Genomic DNA, 545 nt, shown 5'->3' on the forward strand with positions numbered 1-545 from the left:
ACCCCTATTTTTTAAAATCTATCATTAGCCTATTAATTATTTTTATTTTAATTTCTATAATATTATTTTCTTTTAAATATGGAAAGAGTTTACTTTTTCAAATAGCATTCATAATATCTGTGATTTTAGTTATATTTGTTGCGCAAAAGTTATTGAATATTAAAATTTTTGAAAAGACCAAATATTCAATTCGTGATATATACTACATTGTAGCTGGATATATTGCTATTATAATTACTGATTATGTTTACGGTTTGTTTTTTTCTTTAGAAACATCTAATCAGGTAGATATTGAATCATCATTTCAACAGGACCCTCTGATTTTATCTATAATTTCTCTTGCTATAATGCCTGCATTAATAGAAGAATATATATTTAGAGGATTACTACTAAAAGTCTTATTTAAGAATCACCTTTTTATTGGAGTTATCATATCTAGCATTTTTTTCGCTTTATTTCATTATTCAGATAACATTTTCGATTATATACCCTATTTTGTTAGTGGGTTAATCTTTTCTATTGTATATTTAAAAACTCAAAAGTTA

The 545-nt window shown here is 23.5% G+C and carries 1 protein-coding gene; it reads left to right on the forward strand.

Annotated elements, in window-relative coordinates; genetic code table 11:
• Positions 1–545: CPBP family intramembrane glutamic endopeptidase (locus tag DVK07_RS20925; protein WP_147441309.1), on the forward strand; the 545-nt coding region annotated here is incomplete at both ends.

Source organism: Halorubrum sp. Atlit-26R (assembly GCF_003666015.1).
Lineage (GTDB): Archaea > Halobacteriota > Halobacteria > Halobacteriales > Haloferacaceae > Halorubrum.